The sequence below is a fragment of the Streptomyces sp. NPDC005925 genome (assembly GCF_040638805.1).
Taxonomy (GTDB): Bacteria; Actinomycetota; Actinomycetes; order Streptomycetales; family Streptomycetaceae; genus Streptomyces.
This window is the reverse complement of sequence record NZ_JBEXVL010000010.1, coordinates 170,560-195,547: the sequence shown is the minus strand read 5'-3', so window position 1 is coordinate 195,547 and position 24,988 is coordinate 170,560. Positions and strand designations below refer to the sequence as shown.

Annotated in this window: 26 protein-coding genes and 4 tRNA genes; 23 read left to right on the top strand and 7 right to left on the bottom strand. The window is 69.8% G+C overall.

The features are described 5' to 3' along the window. Position 1: 1 nt before the first annotated feature. The 4 genes from ABZ354_RS15495 (at position 2) to ABZ354_RS15480 (ending at position 4,653) form a co-directional block, all read left to right on the top strand. Positions 2-1,573: an NADH-quinone oxidoreductase subunit M gene (locus tag ABZ354_RS15495; protein WP_358656866.1), complete on the top strand. Its 1,572-nt coding sequence runs from the start codon at positions 2-4 to the stop codon at positions 1,571-1,573. Continuing rightward, on the top strand, positions 1,570-3,126 hold the full coding sequence (locus tag ABZ354_RS15490; protein ID WP_358656864.1) for an NADH-quinone oxidoreductase subunit N: 1,557 nt from the start codon (positions 1,570-1,572) through the stop codon (positions 3,124-3,126). Before ABZ354_RS15495 ends, ABZ354_RS15490 begins: the two co-directional genes overlap by 4 nt. Before the next feature lie 271 nt (positions 3,127-3,397). Continuing rightward, positions 3,398-4,258: a zinc metalloprotease HtpX gene (gene htpX, locus ABZ354_RS15485; RefSeq protein WP_358656862.1), complete on the top strand. Its 861-nt coding sequence runs from the start codon at positions 3,398-3,400 to the stop codon at positions 4,256-4,258. Further along, complete coding sequence (locus ABZ354_RS15480) at positions 4,255-4,653, top strand: YccF domain-containing protein (RefSeq protein WP_358656860.1); 399 nt, start codon at positions 4,255-4,257, stop codon at positions 4,651-4,653. The genes htpX and ABZ354_RS15480 overlap by 4 nt, the downstream gene beginning before the upstream one ends. A 198-nt stretch (positions 4,654-4,851) precedes the next feature. Here the strand turns inward: ABZ354_RS15480 and ABZ354_RS15475 are convergent, their stop codons facing one another. Continuing rightward, entirely contained in the window at positions 4,852-6,105 is a 1,254-nt protein-coding gene (locus ABZ354_RS15475) for an APC family permease (protein ID WP_358656858.1), read from the bottom strand. Positions 6,106-6,261: 156 nt separating this feature from the next. Then, the gene (locus ABZ354_RS15470) at positions 6,262-6,750 is read right to left on the bottom strand and encodes a YajQ family cyclic di-GMP-binding protein (RefSeq protein ID WP_358656857.1); all 489 of its coding nucleotides are present in this window, start codon (positions 6,748-6,750) and stop codon (positions 6,262-6,264) included. Between the two features lie 233 nt (positions 6,751-6,983). Between ABZ354_RS15470 and ABZ354_RS15465 the strand changes: the two genes are divergently transcribed. Next, positions 6,984-7,065 (top strand) — tRNA-Tyr (locus ABZ354_RS15465). Positions 7,066-7,484: 419 nt separating this feature from the next. Here ABZ354_RS15465 and ABZ354_RS15460 read toward each other — a convergent pair. Beyond that, a complete protein-coding gene (locus tag ABZ354_RS15460; RefSeq protein WP_358656855.1) occupies positions 7,485-7,943 on the bottom strand; it encodes a hypothetical protein in 459 nt (152 codons plus the stop codon). A gap of 732 nt (positions 7,944-8,675) precedes the next feature. On the opposite strand from ABZ354_RS15460, the gene ABZ354_RS15455 reads away from it, so the two are divergent. Together ABZ354_RS15455 and ABZ354_RS15450 are read left to right on the top strand one after the other, a co-directional pair. Further along, positions 8,676-9,590 carry a hypothetical protein gene (locus tag ABZ354_RS15455; RefSeq protein ID WP_358656853.1) on the top strand — a complete coding sequence of 305 codons (915 nt, stop codon included), beginning with the start codon at positions 8,676-8,678 and terminating at the stop codon, positions 9,588-9,590. Between the two features lie 126 nt (positions 9,591-9,716). Further along, entirely contained in the window at positions 9,717-9,929 is a 213-nt protein-coding gene (locus ABZ354_RS15450) for a hypothetical protein (protein WP_358656851.1), read from the top strand. 80 nt (positions 9,930-10,009) lie between these two features. Here the strand turns inward: ABZ354_RS15450 and ABZ354_RS15445 are convergent, their stop codons facing one another. Further along, complete coding sequence (locus ABZ354_RS15445) at positions 10,010-10,666, bottom strand: SDR family oxidoreductase (RefSeq protein WP_358656849.1); 657 nt, start codon at positions 10,664-10,666, stop codon at positions 10,010-10,012. A gap of 197 nt (positions 10,667-10,863) precedes the next feature. Then, on the bottom strand, positions 10,864-12,120 hold the full coding sequence (locus tag ABZ354_RS15440; RefSeq protein ID WP_358656847.1) for an amidohydrolase family protein: 1,257 nt from the start codon (positions 12,118-12,120) through the stop codon (positions 10,864-10,866). Between the two features lie 259 nt (positions 12,121-12,379). On the opposite strand from ABZ354_RS15440, the gene ABZ354_RS15435 reads away from it, so the two are divergent. The 9 genes from ABZ354_RS15435 (at position 12,380) to ABZ354_RS15395 (ending at position 17,664) form a co-directional block, all read left to right on the top strand. Continuing rightward, a tRNA-Thr gene (locus tag ABZ354_RS15435) sits at positions 12,380-12,452 on the top strand. Positions 12,453-12,498: 46 nt separating this feature from the next. Beyond that, positions 12,499-12,571, top strand: a tRNA-Met gene (locus ABZ354_RS15430). Positions 12,572-12,659: 88 nt separating this feature from the next. Next, positions 12,660-12,824 carry a 50S ribosomal protein L33 gene (gene rpmG, locus ABZ354_RS15425; RefSeq protein WP_006347275.1) on the top strand — a complete coding sequence of 55 codons (165 nt, stop codon included), beginning with the start codon at positions 12,660-12,662 and terminating at the stop codon, positions 12,822-12,824. Positions 12,825-12,960: 136 nt separating this feature from the next. Continuing rightward, positions 12,961-13,413 (top strand): MaoC family dehydratase N-terminal domain-containing protein, encoded by a 453-nt coding sequence (locus ABZ354_RS15420; RefSeq protein ID WP_358656845.1) that lies wholly within the window; start codon positions 12,961-12,963, stop codon positions 13,411-13,413. An 8-nt stretch (positions 13,414-13,421) separates the two neighbouring features. Continuing rightward, the gene (locus ABZ354_RS15415) at positions 13,422-13,850 is read left to right on the top strand and encodes a MaoC family dehydratase (protein ID WP_358656908.1); all 429 of its coding nucleotides are present in this window, start codon (positions 13,422-13,424) and stop codon (positions 13,848-13,850) included. 126 nt (positions 13,851-13,976) lie between these two features. Next, the gene (locus ABZ354_RS15410) at positions 13,977-14,552 is read left to right on the top strand and encodes a TetR/AcrR family transcriptional regulator (RefSeq protein WP_358656843.1); all 576 of its coding nucleotides are present in this window, start codon (positions 13,977-13,979) and stop codon (positions 14,550-14,552) included. Positions 14,553-14,658: 106 nt separating this feature from the next. Next, positions 14,659-16,098, top strand: coding sequence for an MFS transporter (locus ABZ354_RS15405; protein ID WP_358656841.1), 1,440 nt, complete (start codon positions 14,659-14,661; stop codon positions 16,096-16,098). 44 nt (positions 16,099-16,142) lie between these two features. After that, positions 16,143-16,523 carry a DUF3291 domain-containing protein gene (locus tag ABZ354_RS15400; protein WP_358656839.1) on the top strand — a complete coding sequence of 127 codons (381 nt, stop codon included), beginning with the start codon at positions 16,143-16,145 and terminating at the stop codon, positions 16,521-16,523. A gap of 85 nt (positions 16,524-16,608) precedes the next feature. Continuing rightward, the gene (locus tag ABZ354_RS15395) at positions 16,609-17,664 is read left to right on the top strand and encodes a UDP-N-acetylmuramate dehydrogenase (protein ID WP_358656837.1); all 1,056 of its coding nucleotides are present in this window, start codon (positions 16,609-16,611) and stop codon (positions 17,662-17,664) included. 244 nt (positions 17,665-17,908) lie between these two features. Here ABZ354_RS15395 and ABZ354_RS15390 read toward each other — a convergent pair whose 3' ends face one another. Further along, entirely contained in the window at positions 17,909-18,940 is a 1,032-nt protein-coding gene (locus ABZ354_RS15390; protein ID WP_358656835.1) for an adenosine deaminase, read from the bottom strand. Positions 18,941-19,082: 142 nt separating this feature from the next. After that, positions 19,083-20,309 (bottom strand): pyridoxal phosphate-dependent aminotransferase, encoded by a 1,227-nt coding sequence (locus ABZ354_RS15385; protein WP_358656833.1) that lies wholly within the window; start codon positions 20,307-20,309, stop codon positions 19,083-19,085. A 307-nt stretch (positions 20,310-20,616) separates the two neighbouring features. On the opposite strand from ABZ354_RS15385, the gene ABZ354_RS15380 reads away from it, so the two are divergent. The 7 genes from ABZ354_RS15380 (at position 20,617) to rplL (ending at position 24,868) form a co-directional block, all read left to right on the top strand. Next, positions 20,617-20,689, top strand: a tRNA-Trp gene (locus tag ABZ354_RS15380). Between the two features lie 108 nt (positions 20,690-20,797). Beyond that, positions 20,798-21,085 carry a preprotein translocase subunit SecE gene (gene secE / locus ABZ354_RS15375; RefSeq protein WP_358656832.1) on the top strand — a complete coding sequence of 96 codons (288 nt, stop codon included), beginning with the start codon at positions 20,798-20,800 and terminating at the stop codon, positions 21,083-21,085. Between the two features lie 80 nt (positions 21,086-21,165). Then, entirely contained in the window at positions 21,166-21,981 is an 816-nt protein-coding gene (gene nusG, locus ABZ354_RS15370) for a transcription termination/antitermination protein NusG (RefSeq protein WP_358656830.1), read from the top strand. A gap of 192 nt (positions 21,982-22,173) precedes the next feature. Continuing rightward, positions 22,174-22,608 (top strand): 50S ribosomal protein L11, encoded by a 435-nt coding sequence (gene rplK / locus ABZ354_RS15365; protein WP_358656828.1) that lies wholly within the window; start codon positions 22,174-22,176, stop codon positions 22,606-22,608. A 76-nt stretch (positions 22,609-22,684) separates the two neighbouring features. Next, on the top strand, positions 22,685-23,410 hold the full coding sequence (gene rplA / locus ABZ354_RS15360) for a 50S ribosomal protein L1 (protein ID WP_358656826.1): 726 nt from the start codon (positions 22,685-22,687) through the stop codon (positions 23,408-23,410). Positions 23,411-23,839: 429 nt separating this feature from the next. Beyond that, positions 23,840-24,370 (top strand): 50S ribosomal protein L10, encoded by a 531-nt coding sequence (rplJ, locus tag ABZ354_RS15355; RefSeq protein WP_358656824.1) that lies wholly within the window; start codon positions 23,840-23,842, stop codon positions 24,368-24,370. A 114-nt stretch (positions 24,371-24,484) separates the two neighbouring features. Then, complete coding sequence (rplL, locus tag ABZ354_RS15350; RefSeq protein ID WP_358656822.1) at positions 24,485-24,868, top strand: 50S ribosomal protein L7/L12; 384 nt, start codon at positions 24,485-24,487, stop codon at positions 24,866-24,868. Positions 24,869-24,988: the final 120 nt, after the last annotated feature.

Genomic DNA, 24,988 nt, shown 5'->3' with positions numbered 1-24,988 from the left:
CGTGATCGATATCAACGAGTCCGTGATGCAGTTCCTTCTCGTGTTCCTCGTCGTCGGCCCGCTTCTCGGGGCCGTCGCCGCTCTGCTGCCCGCCCCGCCCGGACTGAAGGGGAAGTCGCCCGCACAGGCCGTCCTGCGGCACGGCGTCACCGTCACCGGCCTCGTTCTCCTCGCGGCGATCGTCCTCGCGCTCGGCTTCGACCACGACCAGCCGTCGAAGATGCAGGCCGGCACGGACATCAGCTGGATCCCCGCACTCGACGTGCGCATCCACCTCGGCGTCGACGGCATTTCCCTCCCCCTTCTGGTCCTGACCGCGCTGCTGACCTTCCTCTGCGCGCTCTACTCGTACTTCACGATGCCCGCGGGCCCGACCCCGAAGGCCTTCGTCGCGCTGCTGCTCGTCCTGGAGTCCGGCACCCTCGCCACCTTCGCCGTCCTCGACCTGCTGCTGTTCTTCCTCGCCTTCGAGACGGTCCTCGTCCCGATGTACTTCCTCATCGCCCGCTGGGGCGGCGAGGGCCGGGCCCGGGCCGCCTGGAAATTCATCCTCTTCACGCTGCTCGGCTCGGTCGTCATGCTGCTCGGCCTGCTCCTCGTCGGACTCCAGGCGGGCACGTTCGACATGATGGCACTCGCCACTGACAACGGCCGGTCGCTGACCACATCCGTGCAGGTCATCGCCGTTCTGGCGATCGGGATCGGGCTCGCCGTCAAGACCCCGATGTGGCCGCTGCACAGCTGGCTACCCGACGCGCACACCGCCGCCCCCACCGTCGGCTCGGTCCTGCTCGCCGGGGTCCTGCTGAAGATGGGTACGTACGGTTTCGTCCGCATCCTGCTTCCGGTCGCGCCCGACGGGTTCCGCACCTTCGCGCCGTACCTCGCCGCCTTCGCCGTCGTCGGCATCATCTACGGATCACTGGCCTGCCTGGCGCTGGCCCGGCGCGGCGCCAAGGGCGACCTCAAACGCCTCATCGCGTACTCCTCCGTCGGCCACATGGGCTTCGTCCTGCTCGGCATCGCGACCATGACACCCACCGGCGTGAACGGCGCCCTGTTCGCCAACATCGCCCACGGCCTCATCACCGGCCTGCTGTTCTTCCTGGTCGGCGCCCTGAAGGACCGCACCGGCAGCACCGACCTCGACGCCCTTGCCGAACAGACCGGCGCCGCGCTCTACGGCCGTGCCCCGCGCCTGGGCGGCCTCCTCGCCTTCGCCGCCGTCGCCTCGCTCGGCCTGCCCGGCCTCGCCGGGTTCTGGGGCGAGATGCTCGCCCTGTTCGGCGCGTTCGACCCCGCCGCCGGCCTCAGCCGCCCGGCCTTCCTCACCTTCATGGCGATCGCCGCGTCCGGCACGCTGCTGACGGCCGCGTACCTGCTCGTCGTGGTCCGCCGCGTCTGCATGGGCGCCCCGCAGGACGCGCCGCGGCTCGCCGACGTCCAGGGCTACGAATTCGCGGCCTGGACCCCGCTCGTCGCCCTCACCCTCGTCGGGGGCCTGTGGCCCAGGGCCCTCCTCGGCCTGACCGACCCGGCCGTACAGCAGCTCCTCGCAGGAGGCACCCGATGAGCGCCCTGGCCCAGGCCCCCGTCCCGGCCGCCGCGGAACAGGCCCAGTCCCTGGCCGCCTCCGTGGTCCAGTCGGTCGACTGGCTCGCCATCGCGCCGCCCACCCTCACCGCGGTCGTCGGACTCGCCGTCCTCGTCGCCGACCTGTTCGTGCCCGAGGCCCGCAAGACCGTCCTCGGCTGGACCGCCGTCGCAGGACTCGCCGCGTCCACGGCCCTCCTGCTGCCCCTCCTGGACGGCGACCGCAGCACCTTCTGCCGCACCGACGGCACACGTGCGTGCAGCTACACCGCCGACCACTTCACCCTCGTCATCCAGTTCCTCGTCCTCGGCGGCGCGCTGCTCGCCGCCCTGCTGTCCGTCACCGCGCTCAAGGACGACACCAGGCGGCTGCCCGCCGGCGAGTTCTGGTTCCTGCTGCTGTCCAGCGCGGCCGGCGCCGCCCTGCTGCCCGCCTCCCGCGACCTCGCGACCCTCGTCGTCGCCCTCGAAGTCGCCTCCCTGCCCGCGTTCGCCCTCGTCGGCCTCCGGCACGGCGACCGCAGGTCCTCCGAAGCGGCCCTGAAGTTCTTCCTGTCCTCGGTCACCGCGACCGCTGTCACCCTCATGGGCATCAGCTTCGTCTACGCCTCCACCGGCACCCTCTACCTCACCGAGATCGCCCGCCGCGTCCAGCAGGTGGACGGCCAGCTCCACACCCTCGCCCAGACCGGTGTCGTCCTCACCCTCGTCGGCTTCGCCTTCAAGACGGCCGCCGTGCCCTTCCACTTCTGGGTGCCCGACACCTACGTCGGCGCCCCCCTGCCGATCGCCGCATACCTGTCCGTCGTCGGCAAGGCGGTCGGCTTCACCGGCCTGATCCTCGTCACCGTCGTCGCCCTCCCGTCGTACGCCGACGTGTGGGGCCCGGCCATGGCCGGGCTCGCCGCGCTCACCATGACCGTCGGCAACGCGGGCGCGCTGCGCCAGCGGACCACGCGCGCGTACAGCGCCGTACGCCTGCTCGCCTGGTCCTCCGTGGGCCAGGCCGGCTACCTCCTCGTACCGATCGCCGCGGCCGCCTACTCCGACGACCCCCGGCACTCGGTCGGCTCGACGGTCGCCTACGCCCTCATGTACGCCGCCGTGAACCTCGGCGCCTTCACGGTGGCCGCCCTGGTCGGCCGCACGCGCGCCCTCAACCGCCTCACCGACTACCGCGGCCTCTACGCCACGAACCCCGTCGCGGCCCTCCTGCTGGCGTTCTTCCTGCTCTGCCTCGCAGGCCTCCCGCCGGGCATCATCGGCCTGTTCGCGAAGGTCGCCGTCTTCTCGGCCGCCGTCGACGCGGGCCTCGGCTGGCTCGCCGTCGTCATGGCCGTCAACGTCGTGATCGCCCTCTTCTACTACCTCCAGTGGACGGCCCTGCTGTTCCGCGCCCCCGAGGGCGAGGCCGTACGGCACCGGGTCCCCGCCCCGCTCACCGCCGCGCTCGCCGTGACCGCCGTACTCGGCATCGCCCTGTCGGGCGCACCCCAGCTGGCCCTGCGCTTCGCGGACACCGCCCTCTTCTAGACGCGCACGGAACCCGGCTCGGGCGGCCCGCCGGCACGCGTGCGGGGGTTGCCGGCGGCCACACGCGCGCGCCGTGCCGCGCCTCATCCGGACGGCCCACCCCCGCGCCCCCGCGCCCCCGCGGCCACCAGGGAACTGGTGGCTCCCGCCTGGCGTTGACCTTTACGGAAGGGTCCACTGGACGTGTCACCACGACACCAGTGGTGCCAGCACAGGCAGAGCAGCATCGACCAGTAAAGGGTTCCCCTGCCGCACCCTTGGAGGGCGTACCGTGCACCGCCGGCACAACGGGCTCAGGACCGCAGTCCTCCTCGGGGGGCTGTCCGCACTCATCATCGTCATCGGCGGCTTCTTCGGCCGTGCCGGGCTCCTCGTCGCCGTCCTCGTCGCGCTCGGCACCAACGCGTACGCGTACTGGAACAGCGACAAGCTGGCGCTCCGCGCGATGCGTGCCCGCCCGGTCAGCGAATTCGAGGCGCCGGCGCTCTACCGCATGGTCCGCGAGCTCTCCACGCAGGCCCGCCGGCCCATGCCCCGTCTCTACATCTCCCCGACAGAGGCACCCAACGCCTTCGCCACGGGCCGCAACCCGCGCAACGCCGCGGTGTGCTGCACCGACGGCATCCTCCGCCTGCTGGACGAGCGCGAGCTGCGCGGCGTCATCGGACACGAGCTCAGCCACGTCTACAACCGCGACATCCTGATCTCGTCGGTGGCCGGAGCCCTGGCCTCCGTGATCATGTTCCTGGTCAACTTCGCCTGGCTCGTCCCGATCGGCCGCTCGGACGACGATGACGGCCCGGGTCTGCTGGGCATGCTCCTGATTATGATCCTCGGCCCCCTGGCCGCCACCCTCATCCGACTCGCGATCAGCCGCTCCCGCGAATACGAGGCCGACGTGTCAGGCTCCCAGCTCACCGGCGACCCGCTGGCCCTCGCCCGCGCCCTGCGCAAGCTGGAGGCGGGCACGAAGCAGCTCCCGCTGCCGCCCGAACCTCGGATCGAGACCGCGAGCCACATGATGATCGCGAACCCCTTCCGTCCCGGACAGGGGCTCTCGAAGATGTTCTCCACGCACCCACCCATGGCCGAGCGCATCGCCCGGCTCGAAAGGATGGCAGGCCCTCGGTGAAGACAATCCTCAACATCATCTGGCTGGTCTTCAGCGGCTTCTGGCTGTTCGTCGGCTACGCCTTCGCAGGCGTGCTGCTCTGCATCACGATCATCGGCATCCCGTTCGGCATAGCGGCCTTCCGCATCGGGGTCTTCGCCCTGTGGCCCTTCGGGTACACGGCCGCCGAGCGCCCCGGCGCGGGCGCGCCCTCCTGCATCGGCAACGTGCTGTGGCTGATCCTCGGGGGCTGGTGGCTGGCCCTCGCGCACATCGTCACGGGCGTCCTGCTCTGCATCACGATCATCGGGATCCCGTTCGGGATCGCCAATCTCAAGCTGATCCCCGTCGCTCTCACCCCCCTGGGCCGCGAAATCGTCCGCACGGACCAGCAGTTCGCCAGAACGGCCTGGTGACACGGGGCGGCGGCCAACACCACACGCGCGCGGCTCACAAAACGGAGGCCGCCGCGCGCGTGCTCACCCCAACGGACGCAACCACACACGCGTGCCCGTCTACAACAGGCCGAAAGGGCCTCTTTTTTCCGTGGACGCAGCCACACGCGCGCGTGCGCGTCATCGAGCCGGGAGGCCGGCTGCACCCGCGCGTACACATCACCGCCGCCCCCTCCCCCTCCACCGCCGTACGACGCCGTACGCCACCGCGCCCACGGCCAGCACACCCGCCCCCACCGCCACAGACGTCACCGGCAGCGCGAACGCGAGCACCACGCACCCGACGAGGCCCACCGCGGGCGTCAGGCGAGCCACCGGCGCCGGATCGAGCGTCCAGGCCGACGCGTTTGCCACCGCGTAGTACGCCAGCACCCCGAAGGAGGAGAACCCGATCGCGCCGCGCACATCCACCGTGGCGGCCAGCACGGCGACGACCGCCCCCACGGCCAGCTCCGCGCGGTGCGGCACCCGGAACCGCGGATGCACGGCGGCCAGCGGGGCGGGCAGATGCCGGTCCCGGGCCATCGCCAGCGTCGTACGCGAGACACCCAGGATCAGCGCGAGCAGCGAGCCCAGCGCGGCCACGACGGCGCCCACCCGCACCACCGGTACGAGCTCGGACACCCCGGCGGCGCTCACCGCGTCGGCCAGCGGAGCGGTCGAGTCCTCGAGTCCACCGGACCCCAGCACGGACAGCACGGCCACCGCCACGCCCGCGTACACGGCCAGCGTGATGCCCAGGGCGAGCGGCACGGCGCGCGGAATGGTCCGCGCCGGGTCCCGTACCTCCTCGCCGAGCGTGGCGATCCGCGCGTACCCGGCGAACGCGAAGAACAGCAGGCCACCCGCCTCCAGCACCCCGCCAACACCTTCGGACGCCCCGACCTCCAGCCGGCCCGCGCCGGCCTCGGCGGACCCGAGACACACGACGACCACGGCGCCGAGGACGACGAGCACCACGGCCACGATCACCCGCGTCAACCGCGCGGATCTCTGCACACCGCCGTAGTTCACCGCGGTCAGCGCGACCACGGCCGCGACGGCGACGGCATGCGCCCGCCCCGGCCACACGTACGCGCCGACGGTGAGCGCCATCGCCGCACAGGACGCCGTCTTCCCGACGACGAACGACCAGCCGGCCAGGTACCCCCAGAAGTCCCCGAGCCGCTCGCGCCCGTACACATACGTGCCACCCGAAGCGGGGTACCGCGCGGCGAGCCGCGCCGAAGAGGAGGCGTTGCAGTAGGCGACGACAGCGGCGGCCGCGAGCCCGGGCAACAGCCCCGAGCGGGCGGCACGCGCGGCGGGGGCCAGGGCGGCGAAGATCCCGGCACCGATCATCGAGCCGAGCCCGATGACCACGGCGTCCGTCACACCGAGGGTCCGCCGCAGCTCAGGCCCCCGGGAAGTCATGTCACGAACCCTACTGACACGGGGCATCAACCCACGTGACCGCGAGATGACGCCGGCCGCGGATGCCGGTGAACCGGCCGGCGGGGGTTCGGAAAGGGGTGGGCACCACGGAACTGCCGGAACCACCGGACCCGAGAGCGCCCACCCCTGCCTGACCTACCGGTAGTTCACGAACTGCAGCGCGAAGTCGAAGTCCCTGCCCTTCAGCAGCGAGATGACGGTCTGCAGGTCGTCACGGCTCTTGGAACTGACCCGCAGCTCATCCCCCTGCACCTGGGCCTTCACGCCCTTCGGGCCCTCGTCACGGATGATCTTCGCGACCTTCTTGGCGTTCTCCTGGGAGATGCCCTCCTCGATCGAGGCGAAGATCTTGTACTCCTTGCCGGAGAGCTGGGGCTCACCGGCGTCCAGCGCCTTCAGCGAGATACCGCGCTTGACCAGCTTGGACTGGAAGACGTCGAGGACAGCCTTCACCCGGTCCTCGGAGTTCGCCTCCATGAGGATCTTCTCCCCGGACCACGAGATCGAGGCACCCACGCCCTTGAAGTCGTAGCGCTGAGAGATCTCCTTGGCGGCCTGGTTGAGGGCGTTGTCGACCTCCTGCCGCTCGACCTTCGAGACGATGTCGAAACTGGAGTCGGCCATGTCCTGTGGCTCCTTGCATCGGGGTGCGTATCGGTGCGTACCGGGCACGGGCCGGCGTACGTGAGGTCGCCGCCGGACCCGGTGGGGACCCGGGCCGCATCCGCACAAGACTAGCCACCCGCGGCCTCCCGGACGCCGATCAATCGGGTGGCGGAGCACCCCCCGGGATCGGGTATTGTTTACGTCGTTGCCACGGAGCACCGCCGAAAAGCGGTTCGAGAGGCAGCAAACCCGGCGGTGTGCCCGAGCGGCCAAAGGGAGCAGACTGTAAATCTGCCGGCTCAGCCTTCCCAGGTTCGAATCCTGGCGCCGCCACATGAAGGCAGACCCCCTCCGAACTGCGGAAACGCAGCGCGGAGGGGGTCTTCTTGTATGCGTCGCGTACATCCACATGATGGTCGGACGCGAGGGTTGCCTCACTTGATCCCGGGTGTGGCCGGCTCCGATCAGCGCGCGTCCCCCAGGCGTCCCCCGGGGAGACGCCGTCTCCGTCCCATTCCGCAAACCAGCCTCACTCTGTCGGGTTCGCCCGAAGAGGGCGAGCACGCGCCCGAAGAAGTGGGCCGACTCACGGTGTAAGTGTCCAACTACGTGAGAACGCTGACGAACAGCGGCGGACAAGCGGCGCCCGATGGGCCATCAGTACAGGTGAGGAGCCCACCCGCCCCGGGTGGTGCTCCGCTCCAGTCGCTTCGGGGCGAAGCGGTCAGTACGGTCCGCGAGTCAGATCGTTCTCAACTCATATCGTGGATCTTGGTAGCCAAGTCGTTCGCCTTCTCGGTGAGGATATTGGCGTTACGAGCCTGCCTTGCTGCGGATCGGGCTCGGGCATCGGGATCGGCGCGCGGCGGGTGGAATGTCGTGGACGCTTGGTCGTACGCCGTGCAGATCTCCACGAGAAGGGCCTCGAGCTGTGGCCACTTCCTCGCGACGTACGGGCGCAACTCTTTGATGCAGTTCCTTGACTCCAGGCCGTTCGATGCCGTCCACCAAGCGCGATTCCGGTAGTCATCGGCCGCATCCAGACCGATACGGCGCAGCTTGAGGGCGTGATCTCGCAGCTTCGCGAGTTGCTCCTGTGGCTCTTTGCGCGCTCTGTCCTGGTGCAACTGGACTGCTGCCCACAGGCCGGCTGGACCACCGACGGCTCCTACGAGCCCGCCCACAGCCCCAAGTAACTCCAGCGCCGACATACCCACACTGTAGGTGAGGCCCGGGTACAGCCGCACGCATCGCCGACGGCACGCATCGCGCCCCTCCTACTAGCCCTCTTGAGAGTTGACCGTGACGGGTCGCACTTAGCGGCTGCGGCGTCAACTGGCCTTGTTCCTACGGATATCCGTCGATAGGAGTATCGTTCTGACGGCGGAGCGTTACTGCTCCGAGACTGCCAGCGATCTTGCCGCAGGAGTACATTGCCGCGCGGCTGTGACCGGAGGGGCTCAAACTCCCGTGGTACATGCTTACCCCTGCGCCATTGCTGCGCGGGATGCCGGTGCCGGCTTCTGTGCGAGCACCGACTGCTTCAAGGCCGCTTGCCGAAGCCAGGCGTGGTGACCGCGTGGTGGGTCAGGAGCTGAATCCTTCGGTTCACTCCAAGAAAGAGGTGCGGCGAGTCCTGGAGAAATGGGTCTCGCGCGGCTGGAAGCTCCACAAGGACGGTCACTGGGGCAAGCTCTACTGCCCCTGTGACGCGAAGTGCACGACCATTCCGGTTTTCAGTTCTCCGCAGAACGAGGGCTCCCACGCGCGCAAGATCGATCGCCTGGCTTCCCGTTGCCCTTTGCCGCCCGACTCGCCGAGTCGGAGTCTCACGGGGATGACTCGAGACGAGCAGTAGTAGAAGTTTGTCCTTTTTTGCCCCGCTTTTCCTGTTGACGAATGTCCACAGGTCTGGGACGGTGGTCGAGGACTAGGGGGCAGCCATGGACTACGACTTCACCTTTGTCGTCGCCGGCGTGAGTGTGGACGACCAGGCCGCGGTCGACGCGCTGCGCGACAGGTGCGATGCCATGCTGGCGCGGGCCGGAGGGCTCGACCTGCTGAGCATCACGGGTTCTGGGGAATCGGGCGTCCACGCTGCCTTCCGTGCCGTGTCCACGGCGCGCGCCGCGGTCCCGCAACTGAAGGTGCTCCGCCTCGACCGCGACCTGGTCGGAGTGAACGAGATCGCCGAACGGACGGGCCGCTCACGGCAGAACGTCAGCCAGTGGATCGCAGGGGAGCGCAAGGTGCAGGGTTCCCCGTTCCCGGCGCCGGAAGGCACGGTGGGAAGGTCCCGGGCCTGGCTGTGGAGCGAAGTGAATCGGTGGCTCGCCGCGCACGGTCTCGATGACGGTGCGGCCTATCCCACGCGCAAGGAAATGGCGGAAATCGACGTAGCCCTTGCGAACTCATTCACGCTGTCTTTCACCTGGGCTGCCACTACTGGCTTCCAGGAGGGGCGTGACAGGGTTCTGAAGGAGCTGAAGGAAAGCCATCTCCCCGAGTTCACGCGCTTTCTGTCCGGGCTCGACCGTACGAGGGATGAGCGTGGCGATCATGTCTTGGTGGTGGCTGACCAGGATGAGCCCGCACACGGCGTGATGGAACGGGTATCGAGTTTCCCGCACGACGTCATCCTGGTGACGGACAGCGATCAGCAGTTCATGGCCGTGGTGTTGTCGACCAGGGCGTCACTCGGGCCGAGGAACCTGGTATTCGTTCCGCAGACGGCGACAGTCGGGGAATGGCTGCGCATGGTGCAGGAAAACCCCCAGTCTTCCTTTGCCCTGGAAACCTCCGAGACGTCACAGGAAGAACCGGCCCTCATTCAACGACGGCTGTCCATCGCTGCGTAAAACCCGCCCCGGACCTCGGACGCAGGACTCCGTCTCCCCGACAATGCCGACGTGGCGCAGTGGCCCTCCGAACCCTGCGACCCTGCTTCGTAGGGGATTGTCAGTGCCGCCGGGCACACTGATCCCATGTCCACGCCACGCAGGCCGTGCCCCGAGTGCCGTCGCGAGATCGCCGTCGTCGCAGGCCGGTTCGCGCGACACGACCCGCCCGGCGCCCGCGAGCACGGCGAGCTCGTCTCCTGCCCCGGCTCCCGGCGGCGGGCCCCACTGGCGGCACCACAACCCACGTTGGACGGCTATGCCGTACCGGACTTCCCCGGCCAACTGCCCCTCTTCTAGCCGCCGGCGCCGGCCGCCGCCGGTCAAACCTGGCCGCCGGCCCCCAGCGGTCAGTCGTCAGCTCATCGGCCGCCGCGGACTCAGTTGCCCGCCACCGACTTCACCGCCACCGCCACCGGTGTCGACCCGCCGACCAGTTCCAGCGTGAGACCGGCCGTCGACGACGACTCCACCAGCTCCGCGAGCACCGCGGCCACGTCGTCGCGCGGCACCGGGCCGCGGCCCGTGTGCGCCTCCAGCCGGACGAGACCGGTCCCGGCGTCGTCCGTCAGTGCACCCGGGCGCAGGATCGTCCAGTCGAGGCCCGCCAGGCCCTGCACGTACGCGTCGGCCTGGCCCTTGGCCCGCAGGTACACGTCGAAGATGTCGCCGCCTTCGTGCCTCGGGTCCGCGCCCATGGACGACACGACGACGAGGCGCCGTACGCCCGCCCGGACCGCCGCGTCCGCGAAGAGGACCGCCGCGCCCTTGTCCACCGTGTCCTTGCGGGCAGCCCCGCTGCCGGGGCCCGCGCCCGCCGCGAACACCGCCGCGTCCGCGCCCCGCAGCCGCTCGGCCACCTCCTCGACAGACGCGGACTCCAGGTCGAGCAGGACCGGGTCGGCGCCCGCCTCCCGCAGGTCACCGGCCTGTTCCGGCTTGCGGACGATGCCCGCGACCTCGTCCCCGCGCGCGGCGAGCAGCCGCTCCAGCCGCAGCGCGATCCGACCATGACCACCAGCGATGACAGTGCGCATGTCTTCGACCGTACGCCCGCACAGCACCGCCCCGCCCGTCGTACGACTCCGCCTCACCCCGCCCACCGACGAAGCCATCACCGGGCACGGGGCACGGGGTACGGGGTACGGGGTACGGGGCGCCGAGGCACGGGGCACGGTGCACGGAGCACGGGGCTGGCACGGGGCCACGGAGCACTCACCGGCCCTCTCCCGCGCTACGACAACTCCCCGCGCCCCTGTCTCGGCAGCCCCGCCTCCGCCGACCCCGCCGGCCCCGACGAGTTCCCGTACTCCCGCACCGCGCTGGTCCGTGCCACCACGCGCCCCCGGTGGACCACCACGCGGCTGTACGCCAGCGACAGCACGCCCGCCAGCCCGTCGCCGCGCACCGCCAGCAGTTCCGCCGGGAAGCCCGCCTCCACCCGGACCTCGGGCAGACCCAGCACCGCCCGCGCCGACGAACTCACCGCGGCGTAGGCCTCCTCGCTCCGCAGTCCGTCCCGCGAGGCCAGCAGGTACGCCGCCTCCAGCGGGTCCCCGCGGCCCACCGGATTGGACACGTCCCGCAGGGCGCCGCTTCCGGCGGCGACGCGGACCCCGGCCGCCCGCAGCAGCCGTACCGGTGCCGCGCCCCGGCGGTCGGCGCCGGCGCAGCCGCCCTGCGGGAGGCACACCACCGACACGCCCGCCGCCGCGAGCCGGTCCGCCGTACGGGAGGCCACGTCGGACGGCAGCCGGCTCAGGCCCGCGCAGGGGCCGACCGCCACGCCGGGGCGCAGGCCGCCCGCCATCGCCGCGAGCCGGGCGAGGCGCCCCGGGTCGTCGGCGTCGGTGTGCAGGTCGACGGGGCAGCCGTACTCGGAGGCGACCTCCAGGACGGCCTCGACGTAACCGGTCGGATCGGGGTCCAGGTCGGGGCAGCCGCCCACCACGGAGGCACCCATCTTCACGGCGTCCCGCAGCACCGCGAGCCCGTCCGCCCCGGCCACGCCGGTCAGCACCCGCGGGACGGCGACCGTGGTCAGTTCGGCCAGCCCGCGCAGCACGCGCCCGGCCCGCAGGACGGCGCCGAGCGCACCGAGCCCCTGGACGTCGCCCACGCGCACGTGAGCCCGCACCGACGTCGCCCCGTGTCCGAGTTGCAGCAGCGTCGCCTCCGTCGCGCGCCGCTGCACTTCCTTGGCGTCGTACGGGACCGGGCCGTCCGTGGCGGCCGTGAGCGCGGTGTCGGCGTGGGCGTGCGGCTCGGCCGGGGCCGGCAGGAGGAGATAGCCGCCGAGGTCGACCCGCGTGCCCGCCCCGGCCGGCGACAGGCTGCCCGCCGTGCCGACCGCTTCGATACGCCCGCCGTCCAGCCGCACGTCCACGGTCCGGCCGTCGGTCAGCCGCGCGCCGCACAGCAGGAGGGAGGCCGGATCGGCGGGGCCCGGCGCGGACGACGAGTGCGGCGGCTGCGGCTGGCTGTCGGGCATCGCGCTCCTGGATCTCGAGGGCTGCGCAGGGGAGGGGGACGCAAGATCACGCAGAGTGAGACCGAGCCTAGGACGGGGACTCGGCCACGGCGCGCAGGAGCGCAAAAGTCGTACCGGCGTGGCCCGCGCCGGGGACCGGGGAAAGCGGTGCGGCAGGGGCAGTTGAGGTGTGCGGGAAGGCGGGCGAGGGAGGGCGGCGCGGATGCCCCGAAACGGATTTGGGCGAACCGCTGCCGACCGTGTAATGTCTTCATCGCTCGCCCCAATAGCTCAGTCGGCAGAGCGTCTCCATGGTAAGGAGAAGGTCAACGGTTCGATTCCGTTTTGGGGCTCTGGTGTGTGAGGTTCCCGTCGCGAGGCGGGGTCCGATCGCATCCAAGCGGTGTAGCTCAGTCGGTAGAGCAAGCGGCTCATAATCGCTGTGTCACCGGTTCAAGTCCGGTCACCGCTACTCTAAGTAGCCGATTGCGGGGTCGGTCCTTCGATCGGCTACTCTTCTTGCGTTAATACAGTCGATCCGTCCGTCAAGGAGCACTCACGTGGCTGCCACCGACGTCCGCCCGAAGATCACGCTGGCCTGCGTGGAGTGCAAGGAGCGGAACTACATCACCAAGAAGAACCGGCGTAACAACCCGGACCGTCTTGAGATGAAGAAGCACTGCCCGCGTTGCAAGGCGCACACCGCGCACCGCGAAACGCGATAAAACAGGCTCGTACACGAGGCCGCCCCCGCAGTCGGGGGGCGGCCTCGTGTCGTTCTCGGTCCCCGGTTACCGGTCGGTTCGGCCGGTGCGGACACCCGCGCAGGTCACCAGAGCAGACATCAGGAGGTACCGAGCCATGGCGCTCGACCAGTCCTTCGTGGGGCGGACCTATCCGCCCACCGAGCCCTACGAGGTGGGCCGGGAAAAGATTCGTGAGTTCGCCGAGGCCGTGGGGGATTCCAACCCGGCGTACACGGACCCGGAAGCCGCCAAGGCGTTCGGCCACCCGGATGTGATCGCTCCGCCCACTTTCGTGTTCGCGATCACGTTCAAGGCCGCGGAGCAGGTCGTGCAGGACCCGAAACTGGGGCTCGACTACAGCCGGGTGGTGCACGGCGACCAGAAGTTCGCGTACACCCGGCCGGTGCGGGCCGGTGACCGGCTGACGGTCACCTCGACCATCGAAACGGTCAAGTCGATGGCGGGCAACGACATTCTGGACATCCGCGGTGAGGTCCACGACGAAACCGGCGAGCACGTCGTGACCGCCTGGACGAAGCTGGTCGCTCGCGCGGCCGAGAGGGCGTGAGCAGCACCATGACGGCGAAGATCGCGTACGCCGACATCGAGGTCGGCACCCAGCTGCCCGGCCGGTCCTTCCCCGTGACGCGCGACATGCTCGTCCGGTACGCCGGCGCGTCGGGTGACTTCAATCCGATCCACTGGAACGAGAAGTTCGCCCAGGAGGTGGGCCTGCCGGACGTCATCGCGCACGGCATGTTCACCATGGCCGAGGCGATCCGCGTCGTCACCGACTGGGCCGGCGATCCTGCCGCGGTCGTCGAGTACGGTGTCCGCTTCACCCGGCCCGTCGTCGTACCGAACGACGGCAAGGGCGCCGAGATCGAGGTCACCGCCAAGGTCGGGGCCAAGCTGGACGACAACACGGTCCGCGTCGACCTGACGGCCACCAGCGCCGGCCAGAAGGTACTGGGCATGTCCCGGGCGGTCGTACGGCTCGCCTGAGCGTGACCCTGCGTAAGGGGCGTCCTCCAGTGAGGGCGCCCCTCACGTGTGTCCTGGCGGGCCGCCCCAGTCCTGGCAACGGGTGGCCCTTGACTTAGTTAGTGATTGAGTACTAACTTCGAATTCATGGTCAGGATGAGTGCAGAAGAGAGGCGTGAGAGCGTCATTGGCGCGGCGATCTCGGAGTTCGCGCAGAACGGCTACCACGGCACCTCCACCGAGGCGATCGCCAAACGGGTCGGTGTTTCGCAGCCGTATCTCTTCCGGCTTTTCCCGGGCAAGAAAGCGATCTTCCTGGCGGCCACCGAGCGCTGCATGCAGGACATGCGGCGGATGTTCGAGCAGGCCGCCGAAGGGCTCGAGGGCGAGGAGGCCCACGACGCCATGGCGGAGGCGTACGCGCGGCTGATCTCCGAACAGCCCGAGCGGCTCCGTATGCAGTTGCAGACCTTCCTGGCGGTCGCGGTCGCCGAGGCCGCGGGCGACCACGACTTCGGCGACAAGGTCCGCAAGGGCTGGATGGAGATCTGGGACAGCGTGCACCTGCCGCTCGGCGGCGACGCGGACGAAACCACCTCCTTCATGGCGTACGGGATGCTCATGAACACCCTCGCCGCCATGGGGTTCAGCGCCGGGCACCGGGTGTGGGGCGGGTTCGAGATCGCCTCGCGCGTGCGGCAGGGGGCCGAGGGCTCCGAGTAGGTTTCGGGGGCCGGGTTCCCGGGGAGTCCGGGTCTCCGCGTGCCCGCTGAAGTTAGTCATCAATAACTAATCAGTAGTCCGAACCCTGATCACTCCTGGGGGAGCGATGTCACAGCACACGGCGGAACGTCGCGGAGGGACCGCCTGGGCCCTCGCCATCACCAGCGTCGCCGGTTTCATGGCGGCCCTGGACAACCTCGTCGTCACCACCGCCCTGCCCTCGATCCGCAAGGACCTCGGCGGAGCACTGCACGACCTCGAATGGACCGTCAGCGCCTACACCCTCACCTTCGCCGTCCTGCTCATGTTCGGCGCCGCCCTCGGCGACCGCTTCGGCCGCCGCCGTCTCTTCATCGGCGGCATCGCCGTCTTCACCGCCGCCTCCGCCGCCGCGGCCATGGCCCCCGGTATCGACTCCCTCATCGCCGCCCGCGCGGCGCAGGGCGTCGGCGCGGCCGTGATGATGCCGCTGACGCTCACCCTGCTGACAGCGGCCGTGCCCGCGGACCGGCGCGGGATGGCGTACGGCATATGGGGCGCCGTGAACGGACTCGCCGTAGCCTCCGGGCCGCTGGTCGGCGGCAGCCTCACCGAACACATCTCCTGGCAGTGGATCTTCTGGCTGAACGTCCCGCTCGGCCTGGCCCTGCTGCCGCTCGCCCGCCTCCGCCTCAGCGAGTCCCACGGCACCGGCGCCCCGCTCGACGTCCCCGGCACGCTGCTCGCCAGCGGCGGCCTCTTCGGGCTCGTCTACGGTCTGGTGCGCGGCCCCGTCGACGGCTGGACCGGCCCGGTGGTCATGACCGCCCTGTCTTCCGGGGCGGCGCTGCTCGCCGGCTTCGTCCTCTACAGCACCCGCGCCAGGAACCCCATGCTCCCGATGCGGCTGTTCCGCTCCCGGGCCTTCGCCGGCATCAACGCGGCGAGCCTGATGATGTTCCTCGGCATGTTCGGCTCGATCTTCCTGCTCAGCCAGTACATGCAGGGCGTCCTCGGCTACTCGCCCACCGAGGCAGGGCTGCGCATGCTGCCCTGGACCGGGATGCCGATGCTGGTCGCGCCCGTCGCGGGCATCCTCTCCGACCGCATCGGCGGCCGGCCGGTCGTCGCCGCCGGACTCTTCCTGCAGGCCGCGGGCCTCGGTCAGCTGGCCCTCGTCGCCACCGCCGACGCCTCGTACGCCGTGCAGCTGCCCGCCCTCGTCACCAGCGGCGTCGGCATGGCCCTGTTCTTCGCCCCCGCCTCCAGCCTCGTGATGTCCAGCGTCCGAGCCAGGGAACAGGGCATCGCCTCCGGCGCCAACAACGCGCTGCGCGAGGTCGGCGGCGCGCTCGGCATCGCCGTCATGGCGTCGATCTTCTCCGCGCGGGGCGGTTACGAGTCCGGCCAGGCGTTCGTGGACGGGCTGAGGCCGGCGCTGGTCACCGGTTCCGCGGTCGTCGCCCTCGCCGGGGCCGCCGCACTGCTCATCCCGGGCAGGCGCGGCGCGGCACGGACAGCCACCAGTGAGGAACCGGAGCGGCTGCCGGAACCGGCCGCCACCTGACCACCAGCCCGATCACACCCCCCGAGACCTCCGGAAGAGGAGCCGTGCCGACCCTTCCCCGGACCACCCCGAACCCGGCACCGCCCGGCACCGAGGTCCACGTATTCGCCTCCCGCTTCGGGGCCCGTACCTGGTGGGGAGCCCTGAAGTTCCTCATGGGCACGCCCGCCGTCTGGCGTCAGGTGAGCCGGGCGCCGGGCGCGTACGGGGCGACGCTCAGGGCGAAGCCGCTGAGCCGGACCTACTGGACGCTGTCGGCCTGGGAGTCGCCGACGGCCCTCGGGGAGTTCGCCCGCGCCGGCGTCCACTCGCCGGTCTCCCGGAACCTGTCCGGCCAGATGCGCGAGTCGCGCTTCCTCGGCCGGCAGGTGTCGAGCGACGAACTGCCGCTCGACTGGGACGACGCGATCCGCCGCCTCGCGTGAGCACGCGCGCGTACCGCCCGCTTCGCCGGCGTGGCCGTACGCGCGCGTGCCGGCGCTGTCAGTGCCGTCTCGTAGTCTTGAGCGCGTGCAGGAACTCCACGACGCCCCCCTCGCCCCGCTGACCACCTTCCGGCTGGGCGGCCCCGCGACCCGGCTGGTCACCGCCACGACCGACGCCGAGGTGATCGCCGCCGTCCGCGACGCCGACGCCACCGGCACGCCACTGCTGGTCATCGGCGGCGGATCGAACCTGGTCATCGGCGACAAGGGCTTCGAGGGCACCGCGCTCGTCATCGCCACCGAGGGCTTCGAGCTGGACGGCACGAGACTGGAGCTGGCCGCCGGAGAGGTGTGGACCGACGCCGTCGCCCGCACCGTGGAAGCCGGACTCGCGGGCATCGAATGCCTCTCCGGCATCCCGGGCTCGGCGGGCGCGACCCCCATCCAGAACGTGGGGGCGTACGGCCAGGAGGTCTCCGCCACGATCACCGAGGTGATCGCCTACGACCGCGGGACGGGCGGGACGGTCACCCTGCGAAACGAGGACTGCGGCTTCTCGTACCGGCACAGCCGCTTCAAGGCCGACCCCGAGCGGTATGTCGTGCTGCGCGTCCGCTTCGCGCTGGAGGACGCGGACGGACTGTCCGCCCCGGTCAAGTACGCCGAGACGGCCCGCGTGCTCGGCGTCGCCCCGGGCGAGCGCGTACCGCTGGCCACGGCCCGCGAGACGGTGCTGAAGCTGCGTGCCGGCAAAGGCATGGTGCTGGACCCCGAGGACCACGACACCTGGTCCGCCGGGTCCTTCTTCACCAACCCGATCCTCACGGCCGAGCAGTTCGCCGCGTTCCACGCGCGGGTGAGGGAGCGCCTCGGCGCCGACGCGGAACCCCCCGCGTACCCGGCGGGGGAGGGGCGTACCAAGACCTCCGCGGCCTGGCTCATCGACAGAGCGGGCTTCACCAAGGGGTACGGCAGTGGGCCCGCCCGCATCTCCACCAAGCACACGCTCGCGCTGACCAACCGTGGGGAGGCCACGGCGGAGGACCTGCTGGCGCTGGCCCGCGAGGTGGTGAGCGGCGTCCACGAGGCGTTCGGCATCACGCTGGTGAACGAACCGGTGATAGTGGGCGTGAGCCTCTGACACCGAGGTGCGGTGACCGCCGGTGCGTGGCGCCCGGTGTTTCGACGGAGATGGCGAAGGGTGACGAGCGTGAATGAATCGGCCATCCCGTTCCCGCTGCTCGAGGTATCCCAGCTGCTCCTCGCGCGACCGCGGGGCGGGTCGCTGCCCGGCGCTTGACAGGGTCGCCGCCCCGCTCACCCGTGCCGCCCCACCCGTCAGGGCGGCTGGACAGCCCGCGGGCGGCGGCGCGGCTCTCGGGCCATCAGGACGTCAACCAGGCGTCCACGCCCGCCAGCAGTTCCGCCTTCACGTCCTCCGGTGCCGCCGACCCCCGGACCGACTGACGCGCCAGTTCCGCCAGTTCCGCGTCCGAGAAGCCGTGGTATTCGCGGGCGATCTCGTACTGCGCCGCCAGCCGGGACCCGAACAGCAGGGGGTCGTCCGCGCCCAGCGCCAGCGGGACACCCGCCTCGAAGAGCGTCCGCAGCGGCACGTCCTCCGGCTTCTCGTACACGCCCAGCGCCACGTTCGACGCGGGACACACCTCGCACGTCACGCCCCGGTCCGCCAGTCGCTTCAGCAGCCGCGGATCCTCCGCCGCCCGCACTCCGTGCCCGATCCGGTCGGCCTCCAGATCGTCCAGGCAGTCCCGCACCGACGTGGGGCCGGTCAGCTCACCCCCGTGCGGCGCCGACAGCAGCCCGCCCTCCCGTGCGATGGCGAACGCCCGGTCGAAGTCCCGCGCCATGCCGCGCCGCTCGTCGTTCGAGAGCCCGAAGCCGATGACGCCCTGGTCCGCGTAGCGCACCGCCAGCCGCGCCAGCGTCCGCGCGTCCAGCGGATGCTTCATACGGTTCGCGGCCACCAGGACCCGCATGCCGAGCCCCGTCTCCCGCCTGGCCGTCTCCACCGCGTCCAGGATGACCTCCAGCGCCGGAATCAGCCCGCCCAGCCGTGGCGCGTACGACGTCGGGTCGACCTGGATCTCCAGCCACCCCGAGCCGTCCCGCAGGTCCTCCTGGGCGGCCTCCCGCACCAGCCTCTGAATGTCCTCCGGCTCGCGCAGGCACGACCGCGCCGCGTCGTACAGCCGCTGGAAGCGGAACCAGCCCCGCTCGTCCGTCGCCCGCAGCTGCGGCGGCTCACCACTCGTCAGGGCCTCGCTCAGCGTGTCCGGCAGACGGACGCCGTACTTGTCGGCCAGCTCCAGCACGGTGCCGGGCCGCATCGAACCGGTGAAGTGCAGGTGCAGATGGGCCTTCGGCAGCTCAGAGAGATCACGTACACGCTCCATTCCAGGATCCTGCCGTACGTTGCCGCGGTCCCGGTACCGCATTGCCCGATCGTGGTCTTGCTCGCACGAAAAAACGGGGCCGCCCGGCACACTCTGATGAGCAGACCGGGCGGCCCCGCGAGAAACGGAAGGGCGCGGGACGTCAGTCCCTGGCCTCCGCCAGCAGCTTCTGGATGCGGCTCACGCCCTCGGTGAGGTCCTCGTCACCGAGCGCGTACGACAGCCGCAGGTACCCGGGTGTGCCGAACGCCTCACCCGGAACGACCGCGACCTCGACCTCCTCCAGGATCAGCGCGGCCAGCTCGACCGAGTTCTGCGGGCGCCTGCCGCGGATCTCCCTGCCGATCAGCCCCTTGACCGACGGGTACGCGTAGAACGCGCCCTCCGGCTCCGGGCAGACCACACCGTCGATCTCGTTGAGCATCCGCACGATCGTCCTGCGGCGGCGGTCGAAGGCCTCCCGCATCTTCGCCACGGCGTCCAGGTCCCCGGAGACGGCGGCGACGGCCGCGGCCTGGGCGACGTTGGAGACGTTCGACGTGGCGTGCGACTGGAGGTTCGTCGCGGCCTTCACGACGTCCTTCGGACCGATGATCCAGCCGACGCGCCAGCCGGTCATGGCGTACGTCTTGGCGACACCGTTGACGACGACACACTTGTCGCGCAGCTCCGGCAGGAGCGCCGGCAGCGAGGTGAAGGTCGCGTCGCCGTAGACGAGGTGCTCGTAGATCTCGTCGGTCAGCACCCACAGTCCGTGCTCGACGGCCCAGCGACCGATCGCCTCGGCGTCGGCCCGGCTGTAGACGGCGCCGGTCGGGTTCGACGGCGAGACGAACAGGACGACCTTGGTCTTCTCGGTGCGCGCGGCCTCGAGCTGCTCGACCGAGACGCGGTAACCGGTGGTCTCGTCGGCGACGACCTCGACGGGCACACCGCCCGCGAGCCGGATCGACTCGGGGTACGTCGTCCAGTACGGGGCGGGGACGATGACCTCGTCACCCGGGTCGAGGATCGCGGCGAACGCCTCGTAGATCGCCTGCTTGCCGCCGTTGGTCACCAGGATCTGGGACGCGTCCACTGCGTAACCGGAGTCGCGCAGCGTCTTCGCGGCGATCGCGGCCTTCAGCTCGGGCAGACCGCCGGCCGGCGTGTAGCGGTGGTACTTCGGGTTCCTGCAGGCCTCGACGGCCGCCTCGACGATGTAGTCCGGGGTCGGGAAGTCGGGTTCACCGGCGCCGAAGCCGATCACCGGACGCCCGGCAGCCTTGAGGGCCTTCGCCTTGGCGTCCACGGCGAGAGTGGCGGACTCGGAGATCGCGCCGACTCGGGCGGAGACCCGGCGCTCGGTGGGAGGGGTTGCAGCGCTCATGGGCCCCATCGTTTCAGACCGGAAACCTCGGCGGCAGGCGGGTTTCACAGACTGAACAGGGCCGGGCAAAGCCCTGAACATCAGTCCGTATCCACCGTGTGTCCGCCACGGCCGACCCTCGGGGACAAGGCGATCTTCCGCCATCCGGGGGCCTTGCGAAGCCCGTCCGGAGGGTCCCGCGATCGTTTACTGTTCGACGCCCGGCCCCGGAACACGTACACTCTCACCTCGTTGGCCTTCAGCACGCCGCACTCATCCGGTGCACATCAAGCATCCGGGTGCATGCGGTACGTTGGTGGACACACAAAGGGTCGTAGCTCAATTGGTAGAGCACTGGTCTCCAAAACCAGCGGTTGGGGGTTCAAGTCCCTCCGGCCCTGCTTCACACACCTCGCCAGGATGTGTGCGCATGTACGTACAAGGACTGCAAAGCCGTGCGGCTCAGACCGGGCGCGGCACGGCCACGACCCGGAATCAGGTGAGGACGAGTGACGGACGCCGTGGGCTCCATCGACATGCCTGATGCCCAGGACGAAGCGCCGGACTCCACGAAGAAGTCCCGCAAGGGCGGCAAGCGGGCCAAGAAGGGCCCCCTGAAGCGTCTGGCGCTCTTCTACCGCCAGATCATCGCGGAGCTCCGCAAGGTCGTCTGGCCGACTCGCAACCAGCTCACGACGTACACGACCGTGGTGATCATCTTCGTGGTCATCATGATCGGCCTGGTGACCGTGATTGACTATGGGCTCAGCAACGCTGCCAAGTACGTCTTCGGCTGAGCGAAGAGCGAAGAGCGCCGAGGTACGCGGCGCTCCTTTCGCATGTTCCACCTCTATGTATCCAGGAAGAAGCAGCCACCGTGTCTGACCCGAACGTGAACGACGCCATCGAGCCTGCCGAGTCCGTCGAGGACGAGCTCGACACCGTCGAGGGCGCGGACAGCGAGGACACCGAGGCCTCCACGGAGGTCGAGGCTGCCGACGCCGCCGCGGACGAGGTCGAAGAGGCCGCTGCCGAGGACGAGGCCGCCGAAGACGAGGCCGAGCCCGTCGACGAGCGCGACCCGATCGACAAGCTCCGCGACGAACTGCGGCTCCTGCCCGGCGAGTGGTACGTCATCCACACCTACGCCGGCTACGAGAACCGCGTGAAGACGAACCTCGAGCAGCGCGCCGTCTCGCTGAACGTCGAGGACTACATCTTCCAGGCCGAGGTGCCGCAGGAAGAGGTCGTCCAGATCAAGAACGGCGACCGCAAGACCATCAAGCAGAACAAGCTCCCGGGCTACGTCCTCGTCCGCATGGACCTGACGAACGAGTCCTGGGGTGTCGTCCGCAACACCCCCGGCGTCACCGGCTTCGTGGGCAACGCCTACGACCCGTACCCGCTGACCCTGGACGAGATCGTCAAGATGCTCGCGCCGGAGGCCGAGGAGAAGGCCGCCCGCGAGGCGGCCGAGGCCGAGGGCAAGCCGGCCCCGCAGCGCAAGGTCGAGGTCCAGGTGCTGGACTTCGAGGTGGGCGACTCGGTCACCGTCACCGACGGCCCGTTCGCCACGCTGCAGGCGACCATCAACGAGATCAACCCGGACTCGAAGAAGGTCAAGGGTCTTGTCGAGATCTTCGGCCGCGAGACCCCGGTCGAGCTGTCCTTCGACCAGATCCAGAAGAACTGAGATCCAGGAGAACTGATCCTCGGTCTTCCGGATTCCACGCTTCCGAGCAGGTCAGGCAGGCTCTCGCAGCCGGTCTGACCTGCTCGGTTTTTAGCCGCGCATGGATACCCGTTATCGTTGTGCGGTATGCCTCCGTCCGGATGATCCGGACGGGTAGGCGGAAAAACTCTCACTAGGACCCGGAGAGAGCACATGCCTCCCAAGAAGAAGAAGGTCACGGGGCTCATCAAGCTCCAGATCCAGGCCGGTGCCGCCAACCCGGCTCCGCCGGTCGGCCCCGCGCTGGGCCAGCACGGCGTGAACATCATGGAGTTCTGCAAGGCGTACAACGCCGCGACCGAGTCGCAGCGTGGCTGGGTGATCCCGGTGGAGATCACGGTCTACGAGGACCGTTCCTTCACCTTCATCACCAAGACGCCGCCGGCCGCCAAGATGATCCTCAAGGCCGCGGGTGTGGAGAAGGGCTCCGGCGAGCCGCACAAGACCAAGGTCGCCAAGATCACCAAGGCGCAGGTCCGCGAGATCGCCGAGACCAAGATGCCCGACCTCAACGCCAACGACCTGGACGCCGCGTCGAAGATCATCGCCGGCACCGCCCGTTCCATGGGCATCACGGTCGAGGGCTGAGTCCCACCTTCATCAGCAGTAGTGGCGGGGCCTGCTCGGCCCGGACCACGACTCCTCAGCATCCACAGGAGCAGCAGTGAGCAAGCGCAGCAAGTCCCTTCGCGCTGCGGACGCCAAGATCGACCGGGAGAAGCTCTACGCCCCGCTCGAGGCCGTCCGTCTGGCCAAGGAGACCACCACGACCAAGTTCGACGGCACCGTCGAGGTCGCCTTCCGTCTGGGTGTCGACCCGCGCAAGGCCGACCAGATGGTCCGTGGCACCGTGAACCTTCCGCACGGCACCGGTAAGACCGCCCGGGTCCTGGTCTTCGCGACCGGTGACCGTGCCGAGGCCGCGCGTGCCGCGGGCGCCGACATCGTCGGCGCCGACGAGCTGATCGACGAGGTGTCGAAGGGCCGTCTGGACTTCGACGCCGTTGTCGCCACCCCGGACCTCATGGGCAAGGTCGGCCGCCTCGGCCGCGTGCTCGGTCCGCGTGGTCTGATGCCGAACCCGAAGACGGGCACCGTGACGCCGGACGTCACCAAGGCCGTCAACGACATCAAGGGCGGCAAGATCGAGTTCCGCGTCGACAAGCACTCGAACCTGCACTTCATCATCGGCAAGGTGTCCTTCGACGACACCAAGCTGGTGGAGAACTACGGCGCGGCGCTGGAGGAGATCCTCCGTCTGAAGCCGTCCGCCGCCAAGGGCCGCTACATCAAGAAGGCCGCGCTCACCACCACGATGGGCCCCGGCATTCCGCTAGACCCGAACCGCACCCGCAACCTCCTCGTCGAGGAGGACCCGGCCGCGGTCTGAGCCTGACGGCTCACCTCGTCGGACGACGGGCCCCACACCTGCCGGTGTGGGGCCCGTCCCCTTTCCCAGTGCCTTCCCCGGGGGCCTGTGGCGGCGTCCCGGTGCCCGCGCCGGTCCTGCGGCCGGGTCGGCGCCTGAGGGTCGCCGGGAGCGGATTTGCTTGACAGGGATGCGGTCACGTACGCTCCTGAAGAAGCCAAAGACCGCTGGTCGTTGCCGTGCGCTCCCACGAGGGCTCGGTGGCCGAAGGATCCGCTGAACTGCGGACGACCCGCGCAGGTGACCGTGGAAGAACTCCCGGAGCGCACTCGCCCAGCGTGTGTGATCCGGTCGAGTCCGCCCCGTGCGCCTGCGCCGGGGCGTTTCGTTTTCCCCAGTCCTCCTTCGGGTCCGCGCGGTCAGAATCACCCGGAAGGAGGCCGAGGCTCTATGGCGAGGCCCGACAAGTCCGCCGCGGTTGCCGAGCTGACGGACAAGTTCCGCAGCTCCAACGCCGCCGTGCTGACCGAGTACCGCGGTCTCACCGTGGCGCAGCTGAAGCAGCTGCGCCGGTCGCTCGGTGAGAACGCCCAGTACGCCGTGGTGAAGAACACGCTGACCAAGATTGCGGCCAACGAGGCCGGGATCACGACGCTGGACGACCAGTTCAATGGTCCGACGGCTGTCGCCTTCATCACCGGTGACCCGGTGGAGTCGGCGAAGGGTCTGCGCGACTTCGCCAAGGACAACCCCAATCTCGTCATCAAGGGCGGTGTCCTTGACGGCAAGGTGCTGTCCGCCGACGAGATCAAGAAGCTTGCGGACCTCGAGTCCCGCGAGGTTCTGCTCTCCAAGCTGGCGGGTGCCTTCAAGGGCAAGCAGACGCAGACTGCTCAGCTCTTCCAGGCGCTTCCCTCGAAGCTCGTCCGCACCGTGGACGCGCTCCGTGCCAAGCAGGACGAGCAGGGCGGTGCCGAGTAATTCGGCTCGCTTTCCGATCCTCGCCGCATGAGGTGAGGGTCGATGCGGGCCCGACGTACGCCCGCCTCACCCCGTACACCCGGCACCTGCCGATTTAGTGGAAGGACCGCCATCATGGCGAAGCTCAGCCAGGAAGACCTGCTCGCGCAGTTCGAGGAGATGACCCTCATCGAGCTCTCCGAGTTCGTGAAGGCCTTCGAGGAGAAGTTCGACGTCACCGCCGCCGCCGCGGTCGCCGTTGCCGGCCCCGCCGGTCCGGCCGCCCCGGCCGAGCAGGCCGAGGAGAAGGACGAGTTCGACGTCATCCTCACCGGTGCCGGCGACAAGAAGATCCAGGTCATCAAGGTCGTGCGTGAGCTGACCTCCCTGGGCCTGAAGGAGGCCAAGGACCTCGTGGACGGCGCCCCCAAGCCCGTCCTCGAGAAGGTCGCCAAGGACGCCGCCGAGAAGGCCGCCGAGTCCCTCAAGGGCGCCGGCGCCTCCGTCGAGGTCAAGTAACACCCCGCAGGTCCTGACGGGTCCCACGGATCCGACAGCACCTGTAACGCCTCAGCGCCGAAGAGCGATCATCCATCCGGGTGGTCGCTCTTCGGTGTTTCCGAGGCCCGGTGGCGGCTG